Origin of the sequence: Parapedobacter luteus, assembly GCF_900168055.1 — a bacterium.
Classification (GTDB): domain Bacteria; phylum Bacteroidota; class Bacteroidia; order Sphingobacteriales; family Sphingobacteriaceae; genus Parapedobacter; species Parapedobacter luteus.
Genome location: NZ_FUYS01000003.1, coordinates 485252 through 511032, shown reverse-complemented (window position 1 = coordinate 511032; position 25781 = coordinate 485252). Strand labels below are relative to the sequence as shown.

Sequence of the window (25781 nt, the reverse complement as noted above, 5' to 3'; positions counted from 1 at the left end):
CGTAAAAATCGTTAAAACTCTTAACCTGAAAACCAAGCGTTATGAGGGGTCAATTGTCCGTATATCCTGACGAAGAGACTGATCGGTTGATTGTCAGCTTGTTGCGGCGTATTCCGCAATTCATAGCCGAAATGAAAGACACGTCGTTGCTCAGAAAAGTGTATTTTACCATGCGCATCCACGAGCATCATTTGGGGTATGTCTGGTATCGGTTCCAGCGTTACTTTTCGTATCGGGCTTCTGCCGCGAGCGGGTTACCCCCTCATGACGGTACTCCGTATTCCAAGTCCGAGTACATCCGGGTCTATCAACAGCCTTCGCAGTTTGACCTTGATCGGGCGTCTTTAGCGGGGATGATTTGTGCGATGAGCGAAATTTTTGCCAGTGTGTGCACGGTTTATCATATCAATACCAGACGTTACCATTATTTTGGCGAACCCCATACCGTAAGCAAACGGCTGTTGCAGGTAGCTCAAGACAACCTGCCTTTTCCCGGTACAGATGCCGAAAGCGATGCGGTGCATGAGGATATGGATACCCTGTTTGAAGATTGGGAAAGCGTTCTCTTGCGTCCGTTCATGGTGTTTATATTCCGCTACCTCCGGGATGAAGGATACAATTGGCAATACCGTTCGGACTATCTTGCTGCTTCGAAAAGAATCGAATCGGGCGCATTCGGTCACCGGAGTGGTCGCAGCGAAGACGACGAACAGGAGGAACCGGACGGCTATGAGCTGCAGCCCGTTGAACCGGAAGATCTGGCTCCGGGCGCCGACCAATACAAACAACATGGTCTCTCAGACATTTCTTTTGAATCCAGCTATATCGAGTTCGTACAGGAAGATCCCGAACCGTCGGTCAGTGCTTATATTGAGGTGTACGGTGTAGAGCCAGACGGGTATCCGCCGCGTATGGACGAATACTAAACGGCCGAGAGATAGTTGATGATTTTTTCGGACAATACATCGGCTATCTTGAAATAACTCTCTACGCTCCAGCCAGCGACATGCGGGCTCAACACCACTTTTTCATGTCCAGTCAACGGGATAAACCACGGTTGCTTGGCCAGATCAGGAAATTTCTCCACGGGTAATACGTCGAATGCAGCGCCGAGTATCCGCCCCTCGTCGAGTGCCTTGAGGATAGCGGGGATGTGAACAATTTCGCCGCGGGCGCCGTTGAGGAAGAAAATGGGTTTGCGAAAATGGAACAGGTATTCATCATCTATCATGCTACGCGTCTCCCGGGTGAGCGGGATGTGGAGGCTAAGGACATCAGCCCGCTTGACCACTTCTTCCATGCTGACCTCGGTGGCGTAGGCATCGCTGAAACCTGTTTTGTATTTGTCATAGGCAATGACCGTGACGTCAAAGCCGGACAGCTTGCGCGCCATAGCCTGCCCGTTGTTGCCGTAGCCAATGAGTGCTACCGTGCGGCCACCCAGCTCCAGCCCGCGGTTTTCTTCGCGTCGCCATAGTCCTTGCCTAACTTCCAGGTTTGCCCGGTTGAGGTTATTCATCAACGCCAGCAGCATGCCTACCATGTGCTCGCCCACCGCATCGCGGTTGCCCTCCGGTGCATTAAGCAGCGTTATCCCTTTTTTCTGCGCATACGCATCGTCTATATTGTCCATACCGGCGCCGCCGCGCGCTATAAACCTTAGTTGCGGAGCGGCGTCCATAAACGCGGCGTCGACCTTGAACTTGGATCGGATGACCAGCCCTGTGTATTGGGCAATAATCTGTAGGGCTTCTTCTTTTCCGATATCGGGCTGGTATTCAAACCCAATGCCGGATGCCTGCAATTTGGAAATGAAAATAGGGTGGATGTCATCCACGATAAGGACTTTGGTAGGGGTATTTGTCATATTCGTTGAGCAATATCTTGAGTTAGTTGAACAAAATCTGCTACGGTTAATCGTTCTGCACGGAGATCATACACGGGGTTGTCACCCATTTGATCTTTGGGAATGACGGTAGCCAGTGCATTCCGCAACGTTTTACGTCGTTGGTTGAAGGCAGCTTTCACCACCCGCCAAAACAGCGTCTCATCACAATCGAGGTACTCCATCGCATTGCGGGTAAGCCGGATGACCCCTGAAAGCACTTTCGGCGGTGGGTTGAAAGCGCCTGCCTTAACGGTAAATAAGTATTCTACATCGTAATAGGCTTGGATGAATACGCTCAATATCCCGTAAGCTTTGCTGCCCGGCTGGGCGACACAGCGTTCGGCTACCTCTTTTTGAAACATACCGACCACCTCTATCACGCGCTGGCGTTCCTCCAGTATTTTGAACAGGATCTGGGAGGAGATGTTATACGGGAAATTGCCGATGACAGCCAACTTGCCGGTGAAGTGCGATGCAAAATCCAGCTGTAAAAAATCGCCGTGGATGAGCTTGTCGCCCACCTGAGGGTATTTGGTTTGCAGGAATTGAATGGATTCGCCATCCACATCAATGAACCAGGTTTGGTAGCGGTCTGCCTGCAAGAGAAAATCCGACAGGATACCCATGCCCGGGCCCACTTCCAGCACGATTTGATACCCCAACTGAGGCCTTAGCGCACCGACGATTTTGGCGGCGGTATTCTTATCGGTAAGAAAATGCTGGCCAAGGTGCTTTTTGGCGCGGACACTGCTCATGGACGAAATGGATTTTGGGCAAAGATAGTTTTTTTGTTGTTTTGTTTTTGGAATAATAGGCAGGCGATAGGCGATAAGCATGAGGCTTTAGGGCGGCAGACCTTCGGGGCCATAGGCCAGGATGTTTTACGCAAATAGGTGGCTGCTTACAGTGAATCAAATCATGAAAGAAATAGCCAAAATACTTATATTCGGTGGTGGGCTGCTCGTCGTCTTGGGGGTTGTTGTCTATTTTCTGGGTGACAAGCTGAAATGGTTTGGCAACTTACCCGGGGATATCCGGATAGAAAGGCCAGGGTTTAGCTTCTATATGCCCATCACCAGCATGGTGCTCTTAAGTGTCGTATTCAGTGCCGTGATTTGGTTGGTACGCAAATTGTTTTGAGTGCATCCGTTAAAATTCATACTTTTGGTAGCCAAAGCAAAACGAATGCGGATATGAGCGACAAATTGAAAATAGGAATTTCCATCGGTGATGTAAACGGTATTGGGTTAGAGGTGATTATTAAAACATTGCTGGATAACCGGATTCTGGAGTATTTTACGCCGATTGTCTATGGGAATACCAAAGTTGCTTCATTTCATCGCAAGGCGCTGGGTATTAATGATTTCAGTTTCAATGTCATCCACGATCCTGAACAAGCTCATGGCAAACGTCCAAATATCATCAATTGCTGGCAGGAGGAAGTTAAGATCAGTTTGGGCGAAGAAAATGAGATTGGCGGCAAGTACGCATTTCTTTCATTGAAGCACGCCGTAGATGATCTGTTGGCAGGCAAGGTTGACGCGCTGGTAACCGCTCCGATCAATAAACATAATATCCAGCAGGATGAATTTGATTTCCCTGGGCATACCGAATACCTCCAATCGCGGACAGCCAGCGGAGATGTTTTGATGTTTATGATTAGCGATAATCTGCGCGTAGGCGTGGTCACGGGACATATTCCCGTGAAAGATATCGCGCCCAAATTGTCGATTGAGACGATCGTCTCGAAGCTGGCGCTAATGGACGCGAGCCTAAAACAGGACTTTTGGATTCAAAAACCTAAAATAGCGGTGTTGGGATTAAATCCCCACGCGGGAGATAAGGGGCTCATCGGTTTGGAAGACGAGACGATTGTCACCCCGGCGATTGAGCAAGCCAGGGCGGCAGGCATTTTTTGTTTCGGCCCATATCCAGCCGACGGCTTCTTCGCATCGGATACCTATACGAAATTCGATGCCGTGCTGGCTATGTACCATGATCAGGGGCTTATCCCCTTTAAGCATATTGCTTCGCGGAGCGGCGTAAACTATACGGCTGGCTTGCCTGTAGTCCGTACGTCTCCGGACCATGGTACCGGATATGATATCGCAGGGAAGAACGTGGCCACTGAAACGTCTTTCCGTGAGGCGATTTTTGCCGCTATCCATATCGTAGAACGCAGGCGTGAGCAAGAGGCGTTAATGTCAAACCCGTTGGTGACCAGGCGATTGGCCCGTGATAGGGACTAATCAGGCTTGACTGATGGCCGATTACCCAATCGAATGTGTATTTTTGCCGCCGCACACGATTTGGCGATGCCGAGTACAACCATGAAAAATTTTTTGCAACATCCTATATTTTCCGTACTGCGGGACATCGCCGAGGCCTCCCGTACGGATTGTTATGTCGTTGGCGGCTATGTGCGAGATAAAATCATGGGCCGTGATTTCAAAAACGATATCGATATTGTGGTGATAGGGAGTGGTATCGATTTTGCAAAACAGGTGGGTAGCCGGTTAAACACGAAAGTGACTGTCTATAAAAACTTTGGGACGGCCATGTTGACCTACGGGTCGCTCCAGATCGAGTTTGTTGGGGCCAGAAAAGAATCGTATCGGACGGACTCGCGTAAACCTATTGTCGAAAACGGCAGCCTGCAAGATGATCAAAACCGACGGGATTTTACCATCAATGCCATGGCGCTTTCCTTGAATAAGCATAATTTTGGAGAGCTGTTGGACCCATTTAATGGGCTTGCTGACATTGAGCACCGCATTATCCGGACGCCACTAAACCCCCGGGAGACATTTTCTGACGACCCCTTACGCATGATGCGGGCAATACGGTTCGCTACACAGCTGAATTTCAAAATCGATATCCAGGCGATCCGGGCGATACGCGACAATACCCAACGGATAGCAATCATCTCCCGGGAACGCATCATTGATGAGCTGAATAAGATTATCTTGGCACCCAAACCTTCCATCGGTTTTAGGTACTTGTTCGATACGGGGCTGCTACATCTTGTCTTTCCGGCTATGGCCGATCTTCATGGTGTGGAGGTCATCGACGGCAAGGGCCATAAAGATAATTTTTACCACACGTTGGAAGTGCTGGACAATGTGGCCGAGCGAAGTGATGACTTGTGGCTCCGCTGGGCGGCCATTATGCATGATATCGCCAAACCCGCAACCAAGCGTTTCGATAAGCGGCATGGCTGGACATTCCATGGCCACGAAGATAAAGGGGCGAGGATGGTGCCCAAATTGTTTGCGGAGCTTCGGTTGCCGCTCAATGATAAAATGAAATTCGTGCAAAAGCTGGTGCTGTTGCATCTCCGGCCAATCGTATTGGCTCAGGATATCGTGACCGATTCAGCGGTAAGGCGGCTGTTGTTTGAGGCGGGTGACGATATTGATAGCCTCATGATGCTTTGCCATGCTGACGTGACCACCAAGAATGAGTATAAAAAGAAAAAATACCGGCAAAATTTCGAGCTGGTCAAGCAGAAACTAAAAGATGTAGAGGAACGGGACCAAATCCGGAATTGGCAACCCCCGGTATCTGGTGAAGATATCATGGCGGCATTTGGCTTGAAGCCCGGCAGGGAGGTGGGCATTATAAAAAATGCGATTCGTGAAGCGATATTGGAGGGCGAAATCCCTAACGACCGGGAGAAAGCCTACCAGTTTATGCTCGAAAAAGGGAAAGAACTGGGGTTAAAATAGCGGGTTTTAACGTTTTCCAATCGCTCGACTTTCCAATTTTCGACCGCTCCAACTTTCCAAGTTCCGACTTATTTTCTGATATTCGCAAAAAATCGCATTAACTAACTTATACAAAAGGCGCGTCATGGCTATCTACCGGTTTAGGATTTCATTTGAGGACTATGATGATGTGATTCGAGAGATTGATGTGTTGCCTAAGCAAACGTTCTTAGATTTACACCAAGCTATTCACACAGCTTTGGGCTATAACCCTGAAGCATCCTCATCCTTTTATGTGAGTAATGATCATTGGAAGAAGGGAGATGAAATCGCTTACTTACCCGACGAACGGAAAAAGGAGCGGGACGTGGCATTGATGGAGGAATCGAAGCTGAATAAATTCATTGATGACCCGCACCAAAAATTCTATTACGTATATAACTTCGAGCACCCGCTTGACTTTCATGTGCAGCTTATCAAAATTTTGAAGGAAGAAGCGGGCAAAGAATATCCAGCATTGTTTAAAAGTGTTGGTCAGGCCCCTAAGCTACCGGGGGTACCGGTGGTGCCTGTGGCTACAGAGCCCACGTCTAAAAAAGCTGGCGAAGAATATGATTTTCTTCAGGAGACCGAATACGGTATTAATGAGGAAGAGGACTTAGACATGCTGGATGAAGAAGAACAGGAGGGAGAGAGCAAGGAAGAGAACGGTGGCTATGAAGAGGATTATTAGCGAGTCACGTGGCAAAAACCTTGGTGTGCATTGTGGGGCCGACCGCCGTCGGCAAAACGGCCGTCGGGATCCGGTTGGCACAACATTTTCATACGGTTATCCTGTCTGCTGATTCCCGGCAGTTTTATCGCGAGTTGTCCATCGGGACGGCAAAGCCTTCGGTTGAGGAATTGGCCGCTATACCCCACTACTTCATTGATTCCCATAGCGTCTTGGATGATTATTCGGCTGGTGATTTCGAGCGTGATGCCTTGAAATGCTTGGTAGAGCTGTTTTCTCGACTGGATATCGTCCTATTGGTGGGGGGATCGGGATTGTTTGTCGATGCGGTATGCCGTGGACTTGACGATCTACCTAAGGCGCTTCCTGGTGTACGTGAACAGCTGAATAGCCTGTATGAGCAGGGCGGCCTTGAATCACTCCAAATGCGACTGAAACAAGTCGATCCGGTGTATTATGAGCAGGTGGATATCAACAATCCGCAACGGGTGATCCGCGCGCTTGAGGTGTATGAAAGTACGGGCAAACCTTTTTCGCATTTTCGGCGTCGGGCAGCAGCCGCGCGTCCTTTCAATGTGCTAAAAATTGGACTTGATGCCGATAGGCTACACTTGTACGAGCGTATCAACAATCGCGTGGATGCGATGGTGGAGGCCGGTTTGCTGGGCGAAGTGAGCGCGTTGCTGCCGTTTCGGCATCGCCCCCCGTTGCTGACCGTGGGCTATGCCGAACTGTTTGACTACCTGGATGGCCGGTACACCTGGCAGCAGGCGATAGCTAAAATCAAGCAGAATACGCGGAGGTACGCCAAGCGCCAACTGACCTGGTTTAAGAAAGATCCAACAACTGTTTGGTTTGCACCGGAAGCGATTGATCAAATGGTATCCCACATAGTCAAGCATGTTGACCATGTGGATAAGCCATGAAGTTAATCAATTTTAATCCACAATAAGGTTCCAGCCGAATTCATCGTCGATGCGGCCGTAACGTAGATCATTAAGGTACTGTAGGACTTTGTTTGAAAACACTCGTTTTGCGGGATCAGGTAAGGTGTAGATCCGTCCTTCATAACCAATCTCGGTGATGGGCGTGAGTGTCGCTGCAGTACCAGCGGCGAACGCTTCTGTGACGCTGCCATCTTCAATACCATCGATCAATTCTTTTACGGATACCTTGCGTTCTTCCGCTTGATAACCCCAATGGCGGGCGATTTCAATGATAGTCCGGCGGGTAATGCCATGCAATATGGTGTCTGAGGAGGGCGTGATGATGGTATCCCCTACACGGAACAGCAGGTTGGCTGTGCCGGCCTCTTCTACATACTTGTGTTCGTTGGCATCGGTCCAAATCAATTGGTCGAAACCTTCTTGCTGTGCCAGCCGCGTCGGATGGAGTGAGAGCGCGTAGTTGCCGGCGTTTTTGGAAAAGCCGACGCCGCCTTCCGCAGCACGCGTAAAGTGGGTTTCCACTTTGAGCCGCAGTGATTTGTGATAGTACGCGCCGACGGGGCTCGTGATGACGATGAATTTATACGAGTCAGACGGATGTACACCTAACGCGGGTTCCGTACCGAACATGAACGGACGGATATACAGCGATGAACCCTCAGCACCCGGCACCCAGTCGCGATCTAAATCGATCAGCGTCTTAAGCCCGCCGATGAAAATATCTTCGGGTACTTCCGGCATTTCCAGCCGTAAGGCCGACTTATTGAACCGTTCGAGGTTTTTATGCGGCCGGAAAAGGCTCACCGTGCCATTGGCAAACCTGTAGGCTTTCATGCCTTCAAAAATCGCCTGGCCATAGTGCAGGGCAGAGGTAGCGGGGCTCAAAGACAGGTTGCCATAGGGTACAATGCTCACGTCTGTCCAATGCCCGTCCACGTAATCGGCCACCAGCATGTGGTCGGAAAATGTTTGACCAAATTTCAGGTTGTTGAAATCGACTTGCGGGAGTTTCGACTGCCGTGTTTGCTCCACGCGGATTGCTGTTGTTGCTGCCTCGTTCATAACTGTAATTGCTTGGCACGCAAGTTAGCAAAAAAAGCGGATTGGAAGAAATCCTTTCTTCCAATCCGTCGCGGTTTACGCTGTTTGATCGACGACGTCGGCCTCAGGGGCGTTGCGCTTGACGGATTCGATTCCTTTGTCGCGTCCGGAAGCACTTTCATACAGTTCACTTGAGCCGATGACCTGCCCATTAGAAGCTTTCAGGTTGAAGAACAACTTACCGTTTTTGGCTTCTTTCCGTTCATAACGGCCATCATTTGCAGCGTTTTTCTTGACGGATTCGATGCCGTTGACGCAGGCGGCCTTGGTGGTGTAGCCCTCGCTTGCCAAGATGATCTCCCCGTTGCCAGCTTTCAAGTTAAACTGAAACTCGCCGTTCTTGCGTGTGGTGATAACAAATTTTCCCATGGTTACCGATTTTGATGTGAAAAGACAAAATGATTGTCTCGACTAATATAGAAACCATCGGGAAAATATCAAATATTCATTTCAACCACGCGCGGGTGAACAACTGTTGCTTTTGTCAGGGCTTTTTCAATGCTTCCTGAAGTTCTTGTATGGCCCTTTCCAATTGGGGGTCGTTGTCCTCCAGTCTATCCATGAAGGTGTTTTCGACATGGATGTCTGGGGATACGCCCGTCAACTCCAGGTTGTCACCGTCAAGCGTATAACAGCCCCATGCCGGCACGCGGTACATCGATCCATCGACGAGCCCCTTGGCCGAGGTGAAAATAATCCACCGGTAGGTCTCGGTGCCTATAACAGTACCCAGCTTAAGTGCTTTGAACCCCGCGGCCGTCATCTCCGCATCGCTCAATGACTGTTCGTTAATGAGCAATACGATCGGTTTGCCAGCGGGGGCAAAATTGCTTTGCGGCGAACGTTTGCCTCCTCGGTATTGCCATTGTAAATAGGGGCGCTGGGAAAGGAAGCGCAGTACCTCATCATGGACATTACCGCCGGTATTGTAACGGAGGTCAAGGATGATCGCGTCTTTGTTGTTTTCCTGTTCGACCATATCCAATAGGAACCGCTCAAGCTCGCCGCTCCCCATGTTTTTCATATAAGAATAAGCGATGCGGTTGTTGCCCAAGGAATCCACCCTCCGGCGGTTGCTTCTTATCCATTCGTCGTACAATTGGTCGCGCAATGCCGCACTGCTCTGCGGCCGTACCTTGGCCGTGATTTCCTTCCCTCCACGACTGAATGTCAGCACCATCTCGTTGGCCAATGATGGACGGGTGAAGTAGTAATCGCGGTCGGCCTTGCTGTCTATACGCTGGCCATCAACCGCTACCAACACGTCTCCGGGCTGTATATCCACGTCCTTTCTCGAAGCGTTGCTATTTGTGACGATGTGGTGCACGCGGTAAGGATTGTCTTTGTCGAAGATGATGCCGGTTTCGTTGGTTGCGTAGGTAAGGTTTTTGCGCTCCTCGGGACCACCGGAGCTGAAGCCAAGGTGCGACGAGTTGAGTTCGCCGAGCATGTCATTGAGCAAGATACGGAGGTCAGCTCGGCTATTCAGGTAGGGGAGATAGGTGGCGTAGCGTTTTTTGATCGCCGCCCAGTCGACCCCGTGGAAATTGCTGTCGTAGAAGTTTTCCTCGATGCCGGCCCAGGTTTCGTAAAACAGCTGCCTAAATTCCTTTTCAAGGTTGCGCTGGAATTTGAATCCGATGTCTAACTTGTCCAGCTTGTTGCCGTCGATATTATATTTCTGTATGGCTCCCCGGGAGAGCGCATAAAACTTCCCGTCTGCTTCGACCAGGTTGCCGGCGCCGCCGTCGACTACTTTTTCGGTTTTGTTTTCCTCAAACGGTTGAATGACGGTTCGGAACAATGCGCTGCGGCCGCCCTCATGGTTGGAATAATAAAAGATGTAGGTTTTTTCGCCTTTCTTGAAAATGGATGTTCCGCCTTGAGTACCAAATGTCGGGCCGATGAGGGTAATTCGATCGAGTAAACCCTGCGTATTGATGACAATCGGCTCGGCGGCCTTTTTATCGTTTTTGGTGGAATCTTTTTTATTGTCTTCGTTCTTTTCTTCGAAAAGCGCGTCGAACTTATCCATGCGGTAAGGGTCATCGACATTGTCCAGGGCCATCCGATAGATGCTGGCATCACGCATGCCCGTTGGATAGGATGGTTTGGTACGGTTGCTGGCAAAATAGATGTATTTTCCGTCCGGCGACCATACCGGCGACGCCTCGGAGACACCGGTGTTGGTCAGGTTGATGGTTTGCTTACTGGCGAGGTGGTGCACAAAGATGTCTTGTTCAAAATTGCGGTAAGCCGTGAACAGTACGTACGCTCCATCGGGCGAAAACGAAGGTTTGGAGTTTTGGAAGGCCCAGATTTCATCGTTCACGACCGTGTTACTTTTCAGTGTTTTAAGATCAAGGATACGCACTTCGTCCCGGCCACTGAGGTAAACACCTTGTGTACGGTCATTGTTGAGGGTGATATCCCGGTTGTTGCGTAGGTCTGTCGTATGCTGCTTGGGTGCCCCCGTACCGTCGGCGGAAGTGGTGAACCAGTTGAGGTAACCATCGGCCGTCTGGTTGAAGAGGATCGTTTTGTTGTCGGCAAGCCATTTGACCTCCATGATGCGTTCGCCCGACGATGGCATTTGGCGGATGAATTTGCCATCGATATCGCTCACGAACAGCTCACCGCGGGAAACGAACGCCAATTTTTTGCCGTCCGGCGAAACATCGAAGTAGCTGATGTTGTCTTTCGCATCAAACTCCTGTGACTTGCCCAGCACCATGTTGCGATTCAGGGAGATGGGGGGCTGCACGGTTTTTTTGCTCGCTACATCGTATACAAACAATTGGTAGTCCTTTTCGAACACCACCTTTTCGCCGTTTGCAGCGACGGCCGGTCGTTTAATGGATGTATTGAAGCGGGTGAGGGGCGTTTTCTGGCCGTTGACAAACGTATATAGGTTGTATTCGCCGTTGGCTTCATCCGAAGCGAAATAAATGTTGCCCTGGTTGTCCACGGTCGTCCAGAAGTCTTTGCCTTCGTAATCGGTGTATCGCTTGAACGCGCGAGTGCCTGGATGGTACGACAGGATGTCGGGGTTGAATGCCCCTTTATACCGCTTACGGTTTGCCGCGGAGTAGCTCTCCCAAGTGTTGTTAAAGAGCAGTTCGCCCGATGGTGTTTCCACGACGCCGTGGATGGTGTTGAAATAATGGGGAAACAAGCGTTTGGCGGTGCCTCCGCTTACATCAACCGTGTAGCTGCTAAAGCGATTGTACCGGCCCGAGGTAAAATAGATGGTCCGGCTGTCCCAGCCCCAGCTGTCGACTTCGTCGGCAGCATCGTGGAACGTAAGCTGCCGGATATCTCCGCCCTCAAGTGGCATCACATACACATCAAAATTTCCGAATTGATTGGAGGAAAAGGCCAGCCATTGGCCATCCGGCGATATACGGGGTGCCATTTCATCACCCGGCATCGCTGTAAGACGCAATGCTTGTCCACCAGCTGTTGGAACTTTCCAGAGATCGCCCTCATAGCTGAAAACCAGGGTTTTCCCATCGGGGCTTAAGGTGGGGTGTGAAAGGAACGTGGCAGCAGTTTGTGATGAAGCTGGCATAGCAAACCACAATGCTGCCGCAAAGAGGCAGGAACAGAAGGTATTCATTTCGTGCGTATTTAGTTGTATTGCCTGGCAATATAGCAAAAAAGCCGTAAATGGCATTAATTTACCCAAGCCCGGGATGTGCCTATCATTTTGTCGTAAATACCCCTCCATATTGGCGCATGATGCCAATGTCAGCTGTTGCGGAGCTTCGTAACTTTGTAACGTAATGTATTCGGCCCCAGTCCGGCCGGTTTTTAAACATCAGAAAAATGTATAGATGGAAAAGATTCAATTTAAGACCGTTATCAGCGCACCTGTAGCTGAAGTGTACAGCAAGATGATTGGCAAGGAAACCTTCAAACAGTGGACAGCAGTATTCAACCCAACGTCTGACTTCGAAGGTGGTGGCGTTGAGGGAAATTGGGAAAAAGGATCGAAAATCCTATTTGTCGGAACCAACGCGGAAGGTAAGCGGGAGGGGATGGTAGGCTATATCAGGGAAAATACCCCAAATCGATATGTATCCATCGAATACGCGGGTATCTTAGATGACGATGAGGAAGTTACTGAAGGTCCGATTGCTGAGGCTTGGCAGGGCTTCGAGAATTACACATTTGAGTATCAAGACGGCTCCACCATCGTAACCGTTGATATCGATGTAAATGACGAGATGGTCGATTATTTCCAGAAAACGTATCCCAAGGCGCTGGATAAACTGAAAGAAATTTGTGAAGCATAACGGATGAGACACTTGAAAACCTGTCCGAACGGACATCGGTATCACAAAATCAGTGATTGCCCCGTATGCCCCGTTTGTGAAGCTAAAAGGGCGCCTTCGACGGGTTTCACGTCTCTATTGAGTGCACCTGCTCGTCGGGCACTTGAACATGCGGGCATCGACTCGCTGGCGAAGTTAGCGTCTTACAGCGAAAAGGATATTTTAGCTTTGCACGGTATGGGGAAAGCTTCCATGCCGTTGCTTCGCAAGGCATTGGCGGAAGCCGGGCTAGCCTTTAAGTCATGAGCGCATCAACCGCTGAAATCCAGCCAGCGCCTATCTTCCTTGGTTTCCGCGATGGCCGCTTCCCGGGCTTGGATAGTCGCTTCATCCGGATAAACCCGTTTCCCCGCGCGGTCGACGAATAGCTCCTCGCCGTTTAGTTTGACCTTGGCCATGCCGTGGATAAAGATGTCCCCGTCATCGTAGATGATGGGAATGCAAACCTGATAGGCTGAATCCAGGTATCCGATTTTTCCGTCATTGACCACCCAGGCCATCCCATCGGCTTTAAAAGGGCCTATCCGGTCGTAGATGGGTGGACACAGCTCCCGGAAGAGGTAGTCCACAACACCGGTTTTTCCGTTTTTCCGTACGGTGGCGCGGTTGGCATGGAAGGCAGATACCCTGTCGTATTGCCGGTCATGGAGCAGGTACCCATGCCGGTCGAATATCCGCGCGCCGAGGCTGTCGGTTGCGATGATGCGGTTGTTCGCATAGTCGATGTCCACTGCATCGTAGTCGAGCGGTATGACGACGCGCCCTGCGGTGTCCAGCACGCCGCGCCGGCCATTGCGTATGGCCACGGTGACCGGATAACGGAAATAGGAAAACTTTTCGTAATGCAACGGCAGGATTTCGCGGCCGAGCCGGTCCACAAACCCTTCGCCGGTATCGCTGACTACCCGGGCACGGTTGTGGTGAAACGTTTCGACCGTCCGGTAACGCAATGGGATCACTACGGCCATGGAAGTGTCGATCAGTCCCGACAGTTGATCCCGGGTGGCGTGAAACAGGTCATCAGGCATATACGATGATCGGTACATGTTATCATACGGATAATCCGTGATCTTCCCTGTGCGGCGGTCGACCAGCAGCGACCGCTTCGGCCGGTCGGTATACCAGTATCGGGCATTAAAAATCTTGGGAGGTTGAAAGCCCAGGCTGTCGATGATTTCGCCCGCGGTGTTGATGGTGTGGTAGGACGGTATGTCGTAAGGGGACTTCGTTACCCAGCCGATGCCATACGTATTGAAGGCGCTGCCGCCGGTATACATCAACGGAATACGTACCGCTCCCATCGTGTCTACGTAGCCGATGCGACCGGATTGATCCACCACCAAGGCGCGATTGCAGGTAAACGGAAGGGCAGATGGGTAGTCGGTTAAGGCAACGGTATGCCCATACCGGTCGATGAGCGCGGTCATCCCGCCTTTCCGTACCCAGGCCCGGTTGCTGCTGAACCGCATCCGCGCATAATGCCGGTTGTCAAAGGCATCGAATTGGAAGGGAATCGCCAATCGGCCGGCGGTATCGATGTATCCCCATTTGCCATCTTTTTTAACGGCTGCGAGTCCTTCGCTGAATGTGCCGGCATCTTCAAATGCCAATCCATATAACAGGTGGCCGGTGGAGTCTGCGTATACATAATGGTTGTTGTTTTGGTGGCAGAGGTATATCCCTTCACCGGCGTCATAAATGGCGTCAAAGACGACCGGTAAAATCAACCGCCGCTGATTTAGATGGAATAGGCCCACCTTTCCCAAATGGTTCTCGATGGAATAATTCCCGTCGTCCCGGAGCTGAACCCGGCGGTATCGCGCATTGACCAGCAGCCGCCCGTTTGCGTCGGCCAGTCCAACGCCATCCTTTCCCGTGAGCCGATAGTCCCCTCCGGCAAGCGGTTCAATGGCGGTATACACCAATGGCAGCACCTCCACGCCATGGGTATCGATCAGCCCGAAATGTCCGTTTTTCCGCACCCTGGCCAGCCCATTTCGGAATGGCGTGGCATCCTCGTATTCCAACCGGGTTACCCGGTTGCCTGTGCGATCGATGAAACCATAGTGCAGCCCATCGGCCACTACGGCGCGGCCTTCCTGAAACGGCAGCGCGTGGTCATACTGGGGGCGGACAACCCACTTCCGCCTTGCATCCAGGTAGCCATACTTACCGCGGATTTTTACCGGGGCTACCCCATCGGAAAAATGGCCGGCCCGTTGATACTTGAGCCGTCCCCAACGTCCCCCCGTTGACGTAATGAACCCGGCGCGGCCGCCGCGCTGCACCACGGCAAAGCCGTCATGGAAATCGTCTCCCCAATCAAACCGTGGTGTGATGAACCGTTTTGACGATGTGTGGATATAACCCCAGCGCGTGTCCTGACGGATGCGCTGCCAACCGCAGGAACGATCGCCGATATAGTCCAATATGGCGGGTTGGATTTCTATAGCGGTAGCCAGCCGTTTTGTGGTGCATGACGACCATAGGACAGCTGCCAGGCCGATTAACGGAAGTATGGACGAGTTGCTTGTCATCGTTTTCAAAATTAAGCGGCGAAGCTCGGCAGATAAATCCATGTTTTCAGGGATTTTTTCATTTGAACGAGGTAACGACCTTTGTCGTAGTACCAATAATGAAAAATCATGCAACAGCTATGGAAACAAAGCCGCAAGATCACGCTGCTCCTTATCGTGGCAGCGCTGGGTGTCGGCGGATGTTCAAAAGACGACGATGAAGGAATTGAACCGGACATCAACCCAACCAACAGCCTCGTATATAAGGGGCACACCTACCGCCTTAACGACGCTGGCTATAGCGACTACGGTTTCGATGGGTCGCATTACAACCAGGAATTTTACTTGTTTCAATTTGCCGAGGATGACGACGACAATGTACCGGTACACCTGTTTTTAGACCTGTACTCGGCAAGTGAGCAAACGTTCCAGCAGGGCATTTTTAGTTTCGCCGACTACGAGGCAGAAGATGTAACAGGCAAACATTATTTCGACGACGGATACCTTATCTTGAACATGCGGATAAGCAGTGCGGATGCCGATGAAATCGCCTTCATTTCAGGGGGCACCGTCAAAGTGGCCGGGAGTGGAAACAACTATAAGATTGAATTCGACCTGATGATGAACAATGGCGAGTCCGTGAAGGGCAGCTATGGCGGCACCTTTGAGCGTGTGGCACCCCACGCTGCGCAATCGGGCGTGCAGGGCAAAGTCAGCCAATGGATGCAAAAAGCGGGACCGGTCAGTAGATTGTTTAACTAATTATAATTACACCATGAATCGCATAGCTATTATCACGCTATTTGCCGTGTTGCTGCTGTTCCAGCGCCACGTGGTCGCGCAGGATAGTGAAGAAGACGATACACCTATCGCTTTCGAGCTGCCCGCCCCAGCGCCGGATAAGGCATTGGTGATTTTTACGCGCCCGCCATTGGAAGCGCCGGTTATCCAGTTTCAGTATTACGACGGCGGCCAATACCTCGGTAAAATCGGGCCGGGCAGTTACCTGGTCTATGAATGCGATCCCGGCAGCCACGTCCTTTGGGGTAAATCCGAAAACATGAGTTTTATCGACGCAGACCTGGAAGCGGGCCGGGTATACCTGGTCAACACGCGGGTCACGTCAGGGCTGACCCGCGCCCGCGTCGATCTGGTTCCGTATGATCCCACGCAGAAGAATGCCGAAAGGCTTAAAAACCGGTTGTTGAGACGGATCAGCACACGTGAGGAAATCCGGGTGCAAGCGGGGGCATTGGATGCGTCTGACCATGCAAAGCAGGCGGCGCGTGGTCTGAAACGGTATGAGCAGCTGAAAGCAAAGGAAACCAGACTCGAAACAATGGGCGCGGATATGTACGTGCAGTAACTATACTAACAAATAACGCACATGTTGCGAAGCGCGATGATCAAGATCACGTGAAAGGCGATGACCAGTACCGACACCACGATGCATACCACGCCGCCGACCGTTCGTTTCGTAGCGACACCGATTCCACCGAGGATGGCTGCGATGGCTGCCGCTAGGACGGCCAACGAAATACCAATATCCGGATGGACGTCCATGAACGTCCACGAGAGCGTCGAAAGAACGGCCAATGCCAGGAACAACCACGACCAGGTAGTAAGTACTTGCTTTTTTTTCGATGGATAAGCATTGCTCATAACAGTGATATTAAAAACCTATTTTCATATTATGGAAGGCGGCAATGTTTACTTCCAGCGATATGCGGTGCTGCCCGATATGAGCGAACTGCTGTGGATTACCGTACAGGTGACGGGCGTAATACAAACGGATTACCGAACCGGCCGTAAAACCGGCCTTCGGCGAAAATCGCCAAGTACCTTGTGAGAAATCGGTATGCCATCCCGCATCAATTCCGCCACCGAAGGTCAGCGCCTCTATAATGTCGAACCCGATATCAGCGTTCACCTTAGGGACTAATATCAACTGATTAGCGAAGACAGCTTCGGAGCCAAGCGAAACATCGAAGAAATGCGTCAGCTGGCGACCAAAGAGGAGATTGTATGCGCCGAAACCAAGGTCTACGCCAACGGCTTTCTGATACGATACGCCCAGCCTATTGAGGGGCATAAAACCGGTTGCACGTTGCGCGCGAACGGGGGAGATGCCGACACAGACGATTAAGGCACCTATAAACAGCGTGTGAAAAAAGTTGGATTTCATCGGGATATTTTCTTTCATCGTCATGGCAATCACTTTTTTAAAGCTATTAACGACACAATACCCAGGCAATAGCCGAAATCCGTGATTTTTTCGGTAGATGAACCTGTCGCCGCATGTCCATGGTGCTGTTAAATGATCTATCATGTGCCGGTCTCATCAGTTAAGTTTTGCCAGTCATGAATGTCATCCAGCTTGATTTCACGTTCCACTGTTGTCCACAACTGTTTTTCCCGATAACGAATCGATTCATTTTCAAATCTGACCGAAAAAATACGTCTCATATCCACCTTTGGTATTTGCGCCAATTTCATTTCCTGAAGATCGATTAAGGTCAGCGCTGTTACGACACCTAAGTGAGCCCCCGTTTTGAGCCATTCTTGCAAGGCTACCATGCGGGAATTTGGCTGCCACAGGCAGTAATCCCCAAATATTCTTTCGGAAATGGGCATACCGTCTAGCTTAACGGTGTAAAACTCAGGTCCAAAACGGATCTCACCTTCGTACGTAAACGTCAGGCGATGTTTCTGATCAGGTGATGTATATGTATTCATCCGTTGGCTTTGTAAACAAAGTTAGTCGTCAGGCTCGGCATTTAAAACCCCTGAAATCCGGTATTTATACCCGGAACAACAAAGGCTATTTTTGCAGGGTTAAGATTAGTGATTTATCATGTTCCGATTCGTTTACTTCATCGCTGTTACACTGCTTGGCAGTGTGGTCTTTTTATCAGCCCCTTTGTCGGCTACACCCGCCATTCACCATCTGCCGACTGATACGCTCCATGCCGATGCGCTTGGCCCGTTCAAGGGCGACTTTGCGGAAATACGGGTGGCCGGAAAATCCCGGTACCTGCACCGCTCGGGAAAGGTGGTGGTGGATAAGCCTGTGCGATACGGTGCCCCGGTGTGCATCGCGGTAACCGATGGGGCATACGGTGCCATAAATAGCAAAGGGGACGTGATTGCGGATTTCATTTATGATGATATCCGTTATGAATATGCCGATAAGCGTCATCCGGGCGCGGATAAAAGCTATCATTATTTTCTGGCTATCGTGCAGCTTGATGGTAAGGTGGGAGCTATCGATACATTGGGCAAAACAGTTGCCGAACCGGTATATGACGACCTCCGCCCCATCAATGCACACGTATTGGCTGCCCAGAAAGCGGGAAAATGGGGGTTGCTGTCGTTGACCGACGGCGGGGAGGTACTGCCGTTTACCTATGACGATCTGACCCGTTGTTATGTGCCGGACGGCTACCTGGAGGTAACCGCCGCCGGCAAGAAGGGACTCCGATCGCCTGATGGAAAGCGGGAAGTGATGCCGGCTGTTTATGATGATCTGATGGGTATACGGCTGGATGGCGGGCCGCTACTTTTAGGCCAGCAGGGGAATGAGATTTTCTTGCTGGATACGCTCGGCAAGCGGCTGACGATGGAGCAATATGACCGGATGAGCGCCGACGGCCCACTGGTGCGGATAGAACGCGGCGGAAAAACCGGATGGCTAGCCGCCGACGGGAGCGTGCGGATTCTGCCGATATATGACGATGCGGCAGATTGGGTGGATGGGCGGTGTATCGTGACCCAAAATGGAAAAAAGGGTGTGCTTGCCGACGATGGCCAACTGATCGTGCCTTGCCAATATAGCGATATCAAAATCCTCGACGACCGTGGCAGACCGGCCATATCCGGTTCGGTAATCATCGACGGGCCTCCCATGATTCCGGGTAGCCCGAGTAAGTCATCTGGCCAGCGAAACGATAAAGAAACAACGGGCGGCGACCTGTATTTCATGGCTCGGGCAGCAGGCAAATACAATTTGTTCAACCGCGCTGGCAAGAAACTGCTCCCGATGGAATACGACGGTATACAGTTTGGTAACACGGGAGCGCGGAGTTGCCTCTATGTCGTTGCGGGTGAACGATACGGATTGGCCGACTTGCAGGGGAAAGAACTGCTACCGGTTTCTTACCGGTTTCCCATGGGCGGTTACAGCGCAAACGTTTCGGGTACCGGCCCCGCTTCGATCATTCGCATTCCCGATGGGGAATCGATCGGTTTGTATGACCTGGAGCGGAAGCACCTCCTGTTGCCACCGGAATATGAGCAACTGGAATGGCAGTTGGGTTGCTTCATCAAGGCGACGAGCGGGCGGGGAAATGGCAACGCCACAGCCGATCCGGTATCTGCTTATTTCCGGGCGGACGGCAGCCCGTTAATTCCGCCAACCAAAAGGCTGCTTGTCCATGCGGTGGATACGGACCGTTATGTGGTAACAACGCGGAACGATAGCCATTGGTCGACCACCCTGTTTGACGCCGATGGCAAACAGCTTTACCATCATCCGCAATGGGATTTCTCCCCCTACCGGCTGAGCAAGCAACTGATGCCCGATAGCATCAGCCGGTTACTACAGGTTCGGCCTTTCCAAGGTGGGCTGCTCAAGGTGGGTGCTGAAAAGAACCTGTTTGTGGACCGGCAGGGTAAGGAAGTCCGTTTTGAGGGGTTTGACTTCGTGGATGACTTCTTCGGTGGCCTCGCCGCCGCATCGAGAAGCGTGGATGGTAAAGCGCTCATCGGTATCATCGACTCCGCCGGGAACGTGGTATTGCCGCTTGAATACCATGGTATGGACAAGATCTATAACGGCGAAATGCGGAAAATCTGGCGAAACGATAATGTAGGGGTGATCGATATGCGTGGCCGGGTGATATTGGAAGCAGCGTACGAAGCGGTGGATTACCTGAAGCAGCCTGCCTTGTTTCAGGTCCGCCTGAATGGCAAAGCGGGATTGGTGGGCCTTGACGGTGCTACGGTATTGCCGACGGAATACGATCATATCCGCTTAATAAGTGATTCACTTCTTCGCGTGGAAAAGGACGGAAAGTCCGGCTTCGCGAGCAGCACGGGGAAAGTGCTCGTGGCGCCCCGCTATGAGGAGGTCCGGCTGAATGACTCCCATGCGGGCTATTTTCCGGCACGGGTGAAGGTGGGTGGGCAGTGGACCTATGTGCAGGCCGACGGTACGGAACTGCCGGTGTCGGCGGGGGATAAGCTTGGGTATTAAAACAGGAAGAAACCACAGATGCATACACGGCGGTCTTACACCTTCTATTTCATAAAAGTACGTTACACCTACGCCATCCTCATCACCTTGTTTGCGGGGTTTCTGGTGCTCGTTCCCGTTGCGCTACTCCTGGAGCATTACCGTGTGGACACACGGTACGCTGCCATATGCCTTATTTTCGGAATGGCCGTTTGGTTTGGAAGCATCGTTTATTTTGCCGTAAAACAGACCCGGTCACGGAATGCAAAAGAGGAAATCACCTTTGTGGAAGGCGGATTTATCTCTAAGATATTCGGTGCGATACGGTACGATGACATCCAGCATTACGAAATCCGGAAAGGCCTCTCCCGTCTGAATTTTGACAAACCAGCCCCTTCGCTGTTGATATTTACCAAAGCCGGGAAAAGGTATCGCTTCGATTTACACGTGAAGGAATATGAGCAGGAGATTGAGGGCTACATGGCTTTTCTTGATACGTTTGTCAGTCATATCGATGCCTGGCAACGGCACGGGAGGGTCCCGGATGCGGGGGTTGGTCCGGAGATTGGCAACCCAAAGACGGGCAGTACGCTGACTGCCGGCGATACAGGCATTCCACAGGCTGTTCCTGTTCCGGCGCCTGTTCCACGTAAAAAGGCAGCCCCCGCCGCCCATGCCGAAGCGAGGGAAGCGCTGGAAGCAGCACGGAAACGGCAAAACCGGGCCAGGAACATCGTCATTCCGGTATCGCTGGTCTTTTCGGTGTTTCTTTTTATCAGAACCTGCATGCCCGATATCGTGCAGAAACTAAAAACAGACCCTTTGGCGAACCTGCACCAAAATACCGCTAAGCAATACCGCAAACAGCAAAATGCACTTCAGCGTACCATCGCGGGTGAGGGCGCGGTGTACCTGTTTAGCAACGATCCCTCGGCTAACTTGAAACCCGTATTGATACCGAACGATGGCGTACGCGTGCCGACCGGTATTCCGGTGCTGGACGTGGCTGAAGACAGCCGCATCATGCAGGATTTTATCCGCAATAAAGATTCGCTCGGCTACCGCATTTACCTTTGGCGTGATTCCCTGCAGTTTCCCCAGATCCAGTATCACCCCCACGCAGCCGCACGCGAATCCAAGAAACTCTATTTTTTCCTGTATGACGAACGGGCCGAGCTGTCGTCGTTTTTCAGAATCAGGATGACCGGGGAGAAGCCGCGTGCGCCGTTCACGCTGATGTGGATGCTGGAGTACGAACATCCGGAAGAACTTCCCGAAAAAATGGCCGGTAGTTTTGGATATACCAATTTGACGGATTTGAGCTGGTTCTTGGAAAGCTTTCCGAGTGTTCGATTTTATCTGGCGTCGTCGCAATTTCATGGGCTTACGCGGGCAGATTTTGCTAAAGCGGCCGAAATCGTCCGAACGACTTTGCGGGAAAAAGGCGTGGACACCCAAGGATTCATCGACCGCGAATTTGAAACGGGTTTGACCAAGCGATAGAAGGTGAAAAGCCCGGTTTTCAGGGATTGCAGCACATGGCGTTGGCCGTTAGTTTTGTGTATATAAATTATAATATAAGGAGTATGAGTAACGACCATAATGGAAATCGGCAAGATACGGATGAGGAGTACGCTGCTAAAATGCAGGAGGCTTTCAAGAAAGACCGGTTTGGCGGTTGGCCAGTCATCATTTCCTTGGGGGGACTGCTGGCTGTTGCGCTCAAGCTGGTCTTTGCTGATATCGATGATTACATCAGCGTTGGAAACGCCAGTATCTATCTGTGGGAGTTGGGATTGATCTTTTTTGTCGGCACCATCAGCTTTATGCCCGTCACCATAACAGACGCGAAACGGATAGCCGCGGGCTTGCCTCATCTCACCGCTGGGGCGTATTGGAAAATGGTGGCTGTTTATTTTGCCATTTCCATCGCGTTGACGCTCTTGGCCGGATTGTTGGTTTACCTGTTTTTCCTTTAGTCCGATGTTACAGGTGATGCTGAAAAACAATTTTAGATCCGCTATTGTAGGGTATGGCGTCTTGGCGGCGACACTGGGCGGCGCAACGATGCCGGCCAATGCCCAAGAGGGGGCATCGGCGCGGGCGGAGCGCTTCAACGGCCATGGCTTTGCGCAGATAACCGCTGGCGACCGTACGTTTTACATCGACCGCGCCGGCAAGCGGTTGTTTGATAGTTACATCGAAGATATCGGCAGTGCCGATACCGCCGCTCAACCACTCGGCGTCGTAACCAAGGATGGCCGATATGGGGTACTGGCCCGATCGGGCGGTTGGGTGTTACCCCCGGAATATCAGCAGATCGATACCCGGTTCGGCGCGTTCTGGAAGGTGATGAAAGACGGCAAGCACTCCTTGTACAGTAGGGAAGAGGGAATGCTGCTGCCTTTTTTTGATGACGTGGGTTACCTCGATGGCCGGTATTTCGATGTCAAAGCCGGAACAAAGTGGGGTGTTTATGATCGGGAGGCCGCGCAGCTGGCCATTCCGGCGAAGTACGATGGTTTTGACTATTGCGGGGGATGCGGCCGGAAGTCGGATTATGTGTATGCGCAGCGGGATGGAAAATGGGGCATCATGGGTTTCGACGGCCAAGTACGGGTGCCCTTTGCATACGAGCACGAGCATTGGGGCATGCGGAGTGACGAATGGGTGCGCTCGTTTTCGAAAAACGGCCGCCCGGTAGTGGTGCATATCCCGACGGGCAGGGAGTTTTCTGCTGACGGCCGGGATCCCCTTGAAATACTCGCCGGCGGCGAGTTGGTTGTCCAGGTAAACGGCCGATACGGATTGATTGATCACGATGCCAATGAAATACTGCCTGCCGAATACGAGCGCATCACCGTGCCCAATGCCAATGATTTCCGCGGGTATCATGGTCCCTATGCCATTGTGGAGAAGGGTGGGCGCAAAGGTGTCTACCAACGGGGTAAAGGCGTGCTGATTCCGCCGCAATGGGACGACGTGAATGTATACGATGATTACTTTGCCCTTGCGAAAGACGGTCGCTGGGGACTCTATGATACGACGGGCCGTGAACTGCTGGCGCCATCGTATACCGCAGTAACCCACGTGAACGATTATTTCTATTCGTCGGGCAGCAAGGGAATTACCATCTTCAAGACCCGGCAAAAGGCGCTGTACGGCCTGTACTTTGCGGAAACCGGCCAAGTGGTTTCCCCGAAATTTCACGAAATCGACCTGGCTTCGCTTACGTACGACGGCCCCGATGCTGTGGTGGTCGGCGAGCATCAGGGCGAGCAGGCCGTATACGATTTCACGGGCAGGGAGCTGCTACCGCTCGGCTATGCATCGTGGTCGCTATGGGACACTTCGTCCTTGCGGTATTTTGTCGTGACCAAGGCCGGTAAGCAGGGCCTGTACGATGCGGAGTTGCAGCGGGAGATTATCCCGCCTGCATTCGATCAGTTGCGTAAACTGCCCGGCTCGGGACCGATTGTGCTGACGGTAAACGGCGATTACGGCGACTATCGATATGGTATACGCAGGATGGACGGGCAGGAGGCTGTGCCTGCCGAATACACGGTGTACGATAGCGTCGGCGGGACGTTTGCCTTGTTATCCGGCGCCCGGAACGGTGGCCCAGCCATCCTCATCGATGGCCGGCGCGGAGTGGTAACCAAACTCCCTGCCCGGTATGCCCAATCGGTCAGGTACCCCGGTTTGGTGTTGATTTCGGACGACTCCGTGCGCGCACAGCTGTACAGCCCGGTGCTCGGGAAGTCGGTACCAAACAGCAAATTTGCCTTTGCTTACGCGTATGACGACAGGACGGAAGATGCCCTGCTGGAGCGGTTTTCGCCGTTCGGCCTTGGCTGGGTGCGGGTTGATGGCCGATATGGTCTCCTGGATACGGCAGGCAATTGGGTGACGGAACCGGTGTACGATCGGGTACTGGACTTCAACGCGCACGGCATCGCCGTCGGCGCCAGGTATTTTCCGGCGTCCGACTGGCGCTCCCAAGTGGGATATGTAGCCTATCAGTTCCTCGGCCGCGACGGCCGACCGCTTTCCAGCGAAGTGTATACCGCTCCGAATGAGTTTTTGATGGCGATGGATTATTTTACCGGGCGGCACCTGGTCATCCGGAGGGTGGAGGAAAATACAGGTGAACTACGGGCCGGTATCGCCGACAGTACCGGGCAGGTGCTGGTCCCTCCGAAATATGACGGCGTGGAGGTGTTCAACAACGGGGCATATTTTTTGCTTTCGGTTGGTTACAAATTCGGCATTGCCGATCGCAGCGGACAAATTATCCTTCCGGTGGAATTCGACAACCTATTGCTGAACCGATACGAAAAGGGAACGGAAATTACCTTTCCTATGTTGTGTTATAAAAACGGAGAATGGCAATATTACACAGACAAGGGCGAGGTGTTGCAGGTGGAGGGCGTACCCTCGGGAACGTTTACCGTAAATACTGGCTTGTGGTGATACACCTGCAATTAAAAGCAAGGAGCGCTTTATGTGCCGTTGCCTTGGTGGTGCCTGCGTCGTTTTCTTCTTGTAATTCCCCCGTCAAACCGGATCATTTTGAGGCGACCGTCATGAAGGTTATCCACGCGTTTCATGACCGGGATGGCGCTACGCTCAACGGGTTGATATCGGAGGAAACCGGACTCGCGGTGATTTACCGGATCGGTGTTTTTGATGAGTATGTGCTCGTCGATTCGATTGATTTTGAGCAACCGGTGCCGGCATATTTGGGTTATCCGGATATGGTTGCCGTACCCGATTCGGTTCACTACGCGGAACTTCCTGTTTATGACTGCGGCGAGATGGTATGGGATAAAACCGGACTTTTTGCCGATACCACACGGAGCGACGATAAGCTCGCTCAAACGGCGCAGAATCTCGTCAAGTATCGCGGGGACTCCATTCCGGAGACTGAACTGGCACGTTTCCGCGACCTTGCGCAGCAGAGCCGACGGATTGTACTCACAGGCCAGGAAGATGAGGAGTTAATTTTTAACCTTACGCTGATCGCCGATAAATGGTATTTAACATTGATTGACCGCGTCACTACCGATTGCAGTGCTTAAGCCGAGCCTGCTCGGAATAATCTACTTCCACAAGTCCTCGGTTTTTATGGTTTTAAACTGGCCTGCTTTGTATTCTTGATCACTTTTTTGGATTTTCTTCACAAATTCCGAGTTGTATGGTTTCTCGGTGGTCTTTTCAAACGTAATATTCGATGCTTTAAGCACTGCTTTTATCGCATTCGCTTGCGCTTTGTTTTCCGTGTGGACAATAAATGTTTCCATAGCACTCCAGTTTTGA

Annotated in this window: 25 protein-coding genes; 15 read left to right on the top strand and 10 right to left on the bottom strand. The window is 51.7% G+C overall.

Going from position 1 to position 25781, the window contains the following annotated elements; all coding sequences use genetic code 11:
* Nucleotides 1-41: 41 nt before the first annotated feature.
* The gene (locus B5X72_RS08790) at nt 42-926 is read left to right on the top strand and encodes a hypothetical protein (protein ID WP_079716459.1); all 885 of its coding nucleotides are present in this window, start codon (nt 42-44) and stop codon (nt 924-926) included.
* Here B5X72_RS08790 and B5X72_RS08785 read toward each other — a convergent pair.
* Nucleotides 923-1867 (bottom strand): NAD(P)-dependent oxidoreductase, encoded by a 945-nt coding sequence (locus B5X72_RS08785; protein WP_079716458.1) that lies wholly within the window; start codon nt 1865-1867, stop codon nt 923-925. The two genes, B5X72_RS08790 and B5X72_RS08785, sit on opposite strands and share 4 nt — an antisense overlap.
* A complete protein-coding gene (gene rsmA / locus B5X72_RS08780) occupies nt 1864-2643 on the bottom strand; it encodes a 16S rRNA (adenine(1518)-N(6)/adenine(1519)-N(6))-dimethyltransferase RsmA (RefSeq protein WP_079716457.1) in 780 nt (259 codons plus the stop codon). Before rsmA ends, B5X72_RS08785 begins: the two co-directional genes overlap by 4 nt.
* Before the next feature lie 163 nt (nt 2644-2806).
* Between rsmA and B5X72_RS08775 the strand changes: the two genes are divergently transcribed.
* The 5 genes from B5X72_RS08775 to miaA all read left to right on the top strand — a co-directional run bounded on the left by B5X72_RS08775 (nt 2807) and on the right by miaA (nt 7254).
* The gene (locus B5X72_RS08775; RefSeq protein WP_079716557.1) at nt 2807-3028 is read left to right on the top strand and encodes a DUF2905 domain-containing protein; all 222 of its coding nucleotides are present in this window, start codon (nt 2807-2809) and stop codon (nt 3026-3028) included.
* Between the two features lie 53 nt (nt 3029-3081).
* Nucleotides 3082-4137, top strand: a complete 1056-nt coding sequence (gene pdxA / locus B5X72_RS08770) for a 4-hydroxythreonine-4-phosphate dehydrogenase PdxA (protein WP_079716456.1) — start codon at nt 3082-3084, stop codon at nt 4135-4137.
* 81 nt (nt 4138-4218) lie between these two features.
* The gene (locus B5X72_RS08765) at nt 4219-5616 is read left to right on the top strand and encodes a CCA tRNA nucleotidyltransferase (RefSeq protein WP_079716455.1); all 1398 of its coding nucleotides are present in this window, start codon (nt 4219-4221) and stop codon (nt 5614-5616) included.
* 124 nt (nt 5617-5740) lie between these two features.
* Complete coding sequence (locus B5X72_RS08760) at nt 5741-6328, top strand: IS1096 element passenger TnpR family protein (protein WP_079716454.1); 588 nt, start codon at nt 5741-5743, stop codon at nt 6326-6328.
* An 8-nt stretch (nt 6329-6336) separates the two neighbouring features.
* Nucleotides 6337-7254, top strand: a complete 918-nt coding sequence (miaA, locus tag B5X72_RS08755; RefSeq protein ID WP_079716453.1) for a tRNA (adenosine(37)-N6)-dimethylallyltransferase MiaA — start codon at nt 6337-6339, stop codon at nt 7252-7254.
* Nucleotides 7255-7266: 12 nt separating this feature from the next.
* Here the strand turns inward: miaA and B5X72_RS08750 are convergent, their stop codons facing one another.
* From B5X72_RS08750 to B5X72_RS08740, 3 genes are all read right to left on the bottom strand, one after another.
* Entirely contained in the window at nt 7267-8337 is a 1071-nt protein-coding gene (locus B5X72_RS08750; RefSeq protein WP_079716452.1) for a branched-chain amino acid aminotransferase, read from the bottom strand.
* A 75-nt stretch (nt 8338-8412) separates the two neighbouring features.
* On the bottom strand, nt 8413-8745 hold the full coding sequence (locus B5X72_RS08745) for a YegP family protein (RefSeq protein WP_079716451.1): 333 nt from the start codon (nt 8743-8745) through the stop codon (nt 8413-8415).
* A gap of 115 nt (nt 8746-8860) precedes the next feature.
* Entirely contained in the window at nt 8861-11995 is a 3135-nt protein-coding gene (locus B5X72_RS08740; protein WP_079716450.1) for a S41 family peptidase, read from the bottom strand.
* Nucleotides 11996-12212: 217 nt separating this feature from the next.
* On the opposite strand from B5X72_RS08740, the gene B5X72_RS08735 reads away from it, so the two are divergent.
* Together B5X72_RS08735 and B5X72_RS08730 are read left to right on the top strand one after the other, a co-directional pair.
* Nucleotides 12213-12674, top strand: coding sequence for an SRPBCC domain-containing protein (locus B5X72_RS08735; RefSeq protein ID WP_079716449.1), 462 nt, complete (start codon nt 12213-12215; stop codon nt 12672-12674).
* A gap of 3 nt (nt 12675-12677) precedes the next feature.
* A complete protein-coding gene (locus B5X72_RS08730) occupies nt 12678-12959 on the top strand; it encodes an RNA polymerase alpha subunit C-terminal domain-containing protein (protein WP_079716448.1) in 282 nt (93 codons plus the stop codon).
* Nucleotides 12960-12964: 5 nt separating this feature from the next.
* Here the strand turns inward: B5X72_RS08730 and B5X72_RS08725 are convergent, their stop codons facing one another.
* Nucleotides 12965-15292, bottom strand: a complete 2328-nt coding sequence (locus B5X72_RS08725) for a WG repeat-containing protein (protein WP_139378605.1) — start codon at nt 15290-15292, stop codon at nt 12965-12967.
* Nucleotides 15293-15358: 66 nt separating this feature from the next.
* On the opposite strand from B5X72_RS08725, the gene B5X72_RS08720 reads away from it, so the two are divergent.
* Nucleotides 15359-15991, top strand: coding sequence for a hypothetical protein (locus B5X72_RS08720; RefSeq protein WP_079716446.1), 633 nt, complete (start codon nt 15359-15361; stop codon nt 15989-15991).
* A 13-nt stretch (nt 15992-16004) separates the two neighbouring features.
* Nucleotides 16005-16595: a hypothetical protein gene (locus B5X72_RS08715; RefSeq protein ID WP_079716445.1), complete on the top strand. Its 591-nt coding sequence runs from the start codon at nt 16005-16007 to the stop codon at nt 16593-16595.
* Nucleotides 16596-16600: 5 nt separating this feature from the next.
* Here B5X72_RS08715 and B5X72_RS08710 read toward each other — a convergent pair whose 3' ends face one another.
* The 3 genes from B5X72_RS08710 to B5X72_RS08700 all read right to left on the bottom strand — a co-directional run bounded on the left by B5X72_RS08710 (nt 16601) and on the right by B5X72_RS08700 (nt 17965).
* Nucleotides 16601-16891 (bottom strand): hypothetical protein, encoded by a 291-nt coding sequence (locus tag B5X72_RS08710; RefSeq protein ID WP_079716444.1) that lies wholly within the window; start codon nt 16889-16891, stop codon nt 16601-16603.
* A 10-nt stretch (nt 16892-16901) separates the two neighbouring features.
* The gene (locus tag B5X72_RS08705; RefSeq protein ID WP_079716443.1) at nt 16902-17438 is read right to left on the bottom strand and encodes a hypothetical protein; all 537 of its coding nucleotides are present in this window, start codon (nt 17436-17438) and stop codon (nt 16902-16904) included.
* 116 nt (nt 17439-17554) lie between these two features.
* Nucleotides 17555-17965: a hypothetical protein gene (locus tag B5X72_RS08700; RefSeq protein WP_079716442.1), complete on the bottom strand. Its 411-nt coding sequence runs from the start codon at nt 17963-17965 to the stop codon at nt 17555-17557.
* Nucleotides 17966-18083: 118 nt separating this feature from the next.
* Between B5X72_RS08700 and B5X72_RS08695 the strand changes: the two genes are divergently transcribed.
* The 5 genes from B5X72_RS08695 (at nt 18084) to B5X72_RS08675 (ending at nt 25543) form a co-directional block, all read left to right on the top strand.
* A complete protein-coding gene (locus tag B5X72_RS08695; protein ID WP_079716441.1) occupies nt 18084-20483 on the top strand; it encodes a WG repeat-containing protein in 2400 nt (799 codons plus the stop codon).
* Nucleotides 20484-20501: 18 nt separating this feature from the next.
* Nucleotides 20502-21965: a hypothetical protein gene (locus B5X72_RS08690; RefSeq protein WP_079716440.1), complete on the top strand. Its 1464-nt coding sequence runs from the start codon at nt 20502-20504 to the stop codon at nt 21963-21965.
* A gap of 83 nt (nt 21966-22048) precedes the next feature.
* The gene (locus B5X72_RS08685) at nt 22049-22441 is read left to right on the top strand and encodes a hypothetical protein (RefSeq protein ID WP_079716439.1); all 393 of its coding nucleotides are present in this window, start codon (nt 22049-22051) and stop codon (nt 22439-22441) included.
* Nucleotides 22442-22445: 4 nt separating this feature from the next.
* The gene (locus B5X72_RS08680) at nt 22446-24935 is read left to right on the top strand and encodes a WG repeat-containing protein (RefSeq protein WP_079716438.1); all 2490 of its coding nucleotides are present in this window, start codon (nt 22446-22448) and stop codon (nt 24933-24935) included.
* A complete protein-coding gene (locus B5X72_RS08675) occupies nt 24929-25543 on the top strand; it encodes a hypothetical protein (protein WP_217698113.1) in 615 nt (204 codons plus the stop codon). Before B5X72_RS08680 ends, B5X72_RS08675 begins: the two co-directional genes overlap by 7 nt.
* 21 nt (nt 25544-25564) lie before the next feature.
* On the opposite strand, the gene B5X72_RS08670 is transcribed toward B5X72_RS08675, so the two are convergent.
* The gene (locus tag B5X72_RS08670) at nt 25565-25765 is read right to left on the bottom strand and encodes a DUF2683 family protein (protein WP_079716436.1); all 201 of its coding nucleotides are present in this window, start codon (nt 25763-25765) and stop codon (nt 25565-25567) included.
* Nucleotides 25766-25781: the final 16 nt, after the last annotated feature.

What these genes read in the sequence shown, in the direction of transcription:
- B5X72_RS08730 (WP_079716448.1), top strand. Translation starts at nt 12,678, where the DNA reads ATGAGACACTTGAAAACCTGTCCGAACGGACATCGGTATCACAAAATC.
- B5X72_RS08785 (WP_079716458.1), bottom strand. Translation starts at nt 1,867, where the DNA reads ATGACAAATACCCCTACCAAAGTCCTTATCGTGGATGACATCCACCCT.
- B5X72_RS08710 (WP_079716444.1), bottom strand. Translation starts at nt 16,891, where the DNA reads ATGAGCAATGCTTATCCATCGAAAAAAAAGCAAGTACTTACTACCTGG.
- pdxA (WP_079716456.1), top strand. Translation starts at nt 3,082, where the DNA reads ATGAGCGACAAATTGAAAATAGGAATTTCCATCGGTGATGTAAACGGT.
- B5X72_RS08690 (WP_079716440.1), top strand. Translation starts at nt 20,502, where the DNA reads ATGCATACACGGCGGTCTTACACCTTCTATTTCATAAAAGTACGTTAC.
- B5X72_RS08695 (WP_079716441.1), top strand. Translation starts at nt 18,084, where the DNA reads ATGTTCCGATTCGTTTACTTCATCGCTGTTACACTGCTTGGCAGTGTG.
- B5X72_RS08700 (WP_079716442.1), bottom strand. Translation starts at nt 17,965, where the DNA reads ATGAATACATATACATCACCTGATCAGAAACATCGCCTGACGTTTACG.
- B5X72_RS08765 (WP_079716455.1), top strand. Translation starts at nt 4,219, where the DNA reads ATGAAAAATTTTTTGCAACATCCTATATTTTCCGTACTGCGGGACATC.
- B5X72_RS08720 (WP_079716446.1), top strand. Translation starts at nt 15,359, where the DNA reads ATGCAACAGCTATGGAAACAAAGCCGCAAGATCACGCTGCTCCTTATC.
- B5X72_RS08685 (WP_079716439.1), top strand. Translation starts at nt 22,049, where the DNA reads ATGAGTAACGACCATAATGGAAATCGGCAAGATACGGATGAGGAGTAC.
- B5X72_RS08790 (WP_079716459.1), top strand. Translation starts at nt 42, where the DNA reads ATGAGGGGTCAATTGTCCGTATATCCTGACGAAGAGACTGATCGGTTG.
- B5X72_RS08745 (WP_079716451.1), bottom strand. Translation starts at nt 8,745, where the DNA reads ATGGGAAAATTTGTTATCACCACACGCAAGAACGGCGAGTTTCAGTTT.
- B5X72_RS08715 (WP_079716445.1), top strand. Translation starts at nt 16,005, where the DNA reads ATGAATCGCATAGCTATTATCACGCTATTTGCCGTGTTGCTGCTGTTC.
- B5X72_RS08760 (WP_079716454.1), top strand. Translation starts at nt 5,741, where the DNA reads ATGGCTATCTACCGGTTTAGGATTTCATTTGAGGACTATGATGATGTG.
- B5X72_RS08670 (WP_079716436.1), bottom strand. Translation starts at nt 25,765, where the DNA reads ATGGAAACATTTATTGTCCACACGGAAAACAAAGCGCAAGCGAATGCG.
- B5X72_RS08740 (WP_079716450.1), bottom strand. Translation starts at nt 11,995, where the DNA reads ATGAATACCTTCTGTTCCTGCCTCTTTGCGGCAGCATTGTGGTTTGCT.
- B5X72_RS08705 (WP_079716443.1), bottom strand. Translation starts at nt 17,438, where the DNA reads ATGACGATGAAAGAAAATATCCCGATGAAATCCAACTTTTTTCACACG.
- B5X72_RS08735 (WP_079716449.1), top strand. Translation starts at nt 12,213, where the DNA reads ATGGAAAAGATTCAATTTAAGACCGTTATCAGCGCACCTGTAGCTGAA.
- rsmA (WP_079716457.1), bottom strand. Translation starts at nt 2,643, where the DNA reads ATGAGCAGTGTCCGCGCCAAAAAGCACCTTGGCCAGCATTTTCTTACC.
- B5X72_RS08680 (WP_079716438.1), top strand. Translation starts at nt 22,446, where the DNA reads ATGTTACAGGTGATGCTGAAAAACAATTTTAGATCCGCTATTGTAGGG.
- B5X72_RS08725 (WP_139378605.1), bottom strand. Translation starts at nt 15,292, where the DNA reads ATGGATTTATCTGCCGAGCTTCGCCGCTTAATTTTGAAAACGATGACA.
- B5X72_RS08775 (WP_079716557.1), top strand. Translation starts at nt 2,807, where the DNA reads ATGAAAGAAATAGCCAAAATACTTATATTCGGTGGTGGGCTGCTCGTC.
- B5X72_RS08750 (WP_079716452.1), bottom strand. Translation starts at nt 8,337, where the DNA reads ATGAACGAGGCAGCAACAACAGCAATCCGCGTGGAGCAAACACGGCAG.